At 69.0% G+C, this 3,321-nt stretch carries 3 protein-coding genes; all 3 read right to left on the bottom strand.

The features are described from left to right. The coding region (locus A9O63_RS21435) for an ATP-binding cassette domain-containing protein (RefSeq protein WP_141703133.1) at nt 1-415 on the bottom strand (415 nt) is incomplete at its 3' end. Continuing rightward, nucleotides 408-1,694: a lipoprotein-releasing ABC transporter permease subunit gene (locus A9O63_RS21430; protein WP_069333680.1), complete on the bottom strand. Its 1,287-nt coding sequence runs from the start codon at nt 1,692-1,694 to the stop codon at nt 408-410. The genes A9O63_RS21435 and A9O63_RS21430, both read right to left, overlap by 8 nt. 109 nt (nt 1,695-1,803) lie before the next feature. Next, complete coding sequence (gene proS, locus A9O63_RS21425) at nt 1,804-3,141, bottom strand: proline--tRNA ligase (protein ID WP_069333679.1); 1,338 nt, start codon at nt 3,139-3,141, stop codon at nt 1,804-1,806. Nucleotides 3,142-3,321: the final 180 nt, after the last annotated feature.

Genomic DNA, 3,321 nt, shown 5'->3' with positions numbered 1-3,321 from the left:
CGCGCGCGCCCACCCCGACGCGGCCCAGAAGGTCGCGCGCCCGCGCCACGGCCGCGCCCCGCGCGACCCCGTTGGCCAGCTGCGGCAGCACCACATTCTCGAGCGCGGTGAATTCGGGCAGAAGGTGGTGGAACTGGTAGATGAAGCCCACCTCGCGCCGCCGCGTCTCGGTCCGCGCCCGGTCGCCCAGCCCCGCCATCTCGGTCCCGCCGATGGCCACGCGGCCCTCGTCGGGCGTGTCGAGGAGCCCAGCGATATGGAGCAGCGTGGATTTCCCCGCCCCGGAGGGCGCCACCAGCGCCACCACCTCGCCCGTGCCCACCGAGAGCGTGGCGCCGCGCAGCACCGTCACCTCGCCGGGGCGGCCCCGGTTGTAGGCCTTGGTCAGCCCGTCCAGAACCAGCATCTCACTCATAGCGCAGCGCCTCGACCGGGTTCATGCGGGCCGCACGGCGCGCGGGGATCAGCGTGACGAAGAAGGACAGGCCCAGCGACAGCGCCACCGCCGAAAAGACATCCGCCCATTGCAGCTTCGCGGGCAGCGCATAGATGCCGCGGATCGAGGGATCCCAGACGCCCCCGCCCGAGAGGTAGTTCACGAGCGAGAAGATCGGATCGATGTAGATCGTGAAGAGACAGCCCAGCGCCACCCCCGCCGCCGTGCCGATCAGCCCGGTCGAGGCGCCGCAGAGGAAGAAGACCCGCAGGATCGAGCCCTCGGTCAGCCCCATGGTGCGCAGGATGCCGATGTCGCGGCCCTTGTTCTTCACCAGCATGATGAGGCCCGAGACGATGTTCATCGAGGCGATCAGCACGAGGATCGACAGGATCACGAACATCACATTGTCCTCGATGGTCAGGGCGCGCAGGAACGAGCCGGCCGAATCGCGCCAGGTCCAGAGCATCGAGCCCTCGCCCGCCGCCTGCATCAGCGCGGGCGCCATCGCATCCACCGCCTCGGGATCCTCGACCATCACCTCGATCTCGTCGGCGCGGCCCTCGCGGTTGAAGTAGCTCTGCGCCTCGGCGAGCGGCATGTAGACCCGGGTGCGGTCGATGTCGTAGCGGCCCGCGGTGAAGACATAGACCACCTCGTAGGCCGAGACGCGGGGCGAGGTGCCGAAGGCCGTCTTCACCCCGTCGGGCGAGATCAGCCGCACGCGGTCGCCCACGCTCACCCCCAGCTCCTGCGCCACGCCCGAGCCCAGCGCGATGCCCTCGTCGAACCGCGCGAGATCGCCCACATGCTCGGCCCCGGTGCCGATGCGCGGGATGGTCGCAAGATCGGCCTGCCGCATCCCGAACACCTCGACCCCCGAGGAGGCGCCATTGGCCGTGGCCATCACCTGCCCCTTCACCACCGGGGCCGCGCGCAGCACGCCCGGCACGGCGCCCACGCGCGCGGCCACCGGATCGTACTCCTCGAAGCCGCGGATCAGCTGGCCCGTCTCGGTGACGCGGCCGGCGGAATAGACGGTGACATGGGCATTCGCGCCGAGGATCGTATCCACGAACTCGGCCCGGAAGCCCGCGCGGACCGAAAGCGTCGCGATCAGCGCGAAGACGGCCAGCGTGATCCCCACGAGGCTGATCCAGGTCATGACCGAAACGCCGCCCTCGGCGCGGCGCGCGCGCAGGTAGCGCCAGGCGATCATCCATTCGAAGGCCGCAAAGGGCCGCGTCCGGTCAGCCATCCGTCCATCCTTTCGCGTCCGCCGCAGGGCCCCGCCTGCTTTCAGTCTGGCTCAAATATCCTCGGGGGGTCCGGGGGGCAGACAGCCCCCCGGCGGCACCGAAGCGCCCTCAGATCCCGGCGTAGATCTGCGCCAGCCGGTCCACCGCGGCGCCCGAGGACATTTCCTCGCTCTCGCCCGTGCGGCGGTTGGTGAGCTCGACCTTGCCCGCGGAGATCCCGCGCGGCCCGACGGTGATCCGCCAGGGCAGGCCGATCAGATCCATCGTGGCGAATTTCGCCCCCGCCCGCTCGTCCCGGTCGTCGTAGAGCGGCTCGAGCCCCCTGGCCGACAGATCCCGGTAGAGCGCCTCGCAGGCGAGATCGGTCGAGCTGTCGCCCTGCTTGAGGTTCACGATGCCCGCATGGAAGGGGGTGACGCCCTCGGGCCAGATGATGCCCTTGTCGTCGTGGCTGGCCTCGATGATCGCGCCCAGAAGCCGCGAGACGCCGATCCCGTGCGAGCCCATGTGGACGGGCACCCGGCTGCCGTCGGCGGTCACCACGTTGGCGCCCATCGGCTCGGAATATTTGGTGCCGAAATAGAAGATCTGCCCGACCTCGATCCCGCGCGAGCTGCGGCGGCGCTCCTCGGGGATTTCGGCGAAGATCGCCTCGTCATGGGTTTCGTCGGTCCGCGCATAGGGCGCGGTCCATTCCTTCACGATGGCCTCGCATTCGGCGCGGTCGTCGTAATTCACCACCCGGTCGCCGAACTTCAGGTCGGTGATCGCCGCGTCGTAGAACACCTCCGACTCGCCGGTCGAGGCCAGCACGAGGAACTCGTGCGTATTGTCGCCGCCGATCGGGCCCGAGGCCGCGCGCATCGGAATCGCCTGCAGCCCCATCCGCTCGTAGGTGCGCAGGTAGCTCACCATGTGGCGGTTGTAGGCGTGGATCGCCGACTCATAGTCCAGATCGAAGTTGTAGCCGTCCTTCATCAGGAACTCGCGCCCCCGCATCACGCCGAAGCGCGGGCGGATCTCGTCGCGGAACTTCCACTGGATGTGGTAGAGCGTCAGCGGCAGGTCCTTGTAGCTCGACACATGGCTGCGGAAGATGTCGGTGATCATCTCCTCGTTCGTGGGCCCGTAGAGCATGTCGCGCTTGTGGCGGTCGGTGATGCGCAGCATCTCCTCGCCGTAATCGTCATAGCGCCCGCTCTCGCGCCAGAGGTCGGCCGGCTGCAGCGTGGGCATCAGGAGCGGGATGTGACCCGCGCGGATCTGCTCCTCGTGCACGATCTGCTCGATGCGCTTGAGCACCTTGAAGCCGAGCGGCAGCCAGGAATAGATTCCCGCCGCCTGCTGCTTGATCATGCCGGCACGCAGCATGTAGCGGTGGCTGACGATCTGCGCCTCGGAAGGATTCTCCTTCAGGACGGGAAGGAAGTAGCGGCTCAGGCGCATGGGGGCCCCGTGTCTGTTCGGTGGACGTTCGGCAAGGGGTTTAGGCGAGGCGGCGGGGGCAGGCAAGCGCCGCCCGCAAGCGCCCGCGCCCTTCCGCCCGCGCTTTCCGCCGCGCCCGCCCCGCCGGGACCGCGGATCGGCCCCGACCGGGAGAAGGCATGGTCCTGCATGTCGTAGGCA

Origin of the sequence: Cereibacter johrii (assembly GCF_001720585.1) — a bacterium.
Classification (GTDB): domain Bacteria; phylum Pseudomonadota; class Alphaproteobacteria; order Rhodobacterales; family Rhodobacteraceae; genus Cereibacter_A; species Cereibacter_A johrii.
Note: the sequence above shows the minus strand (reverse complement) of the source record. Positions and strands in the feature narration are given on the sequence as shown.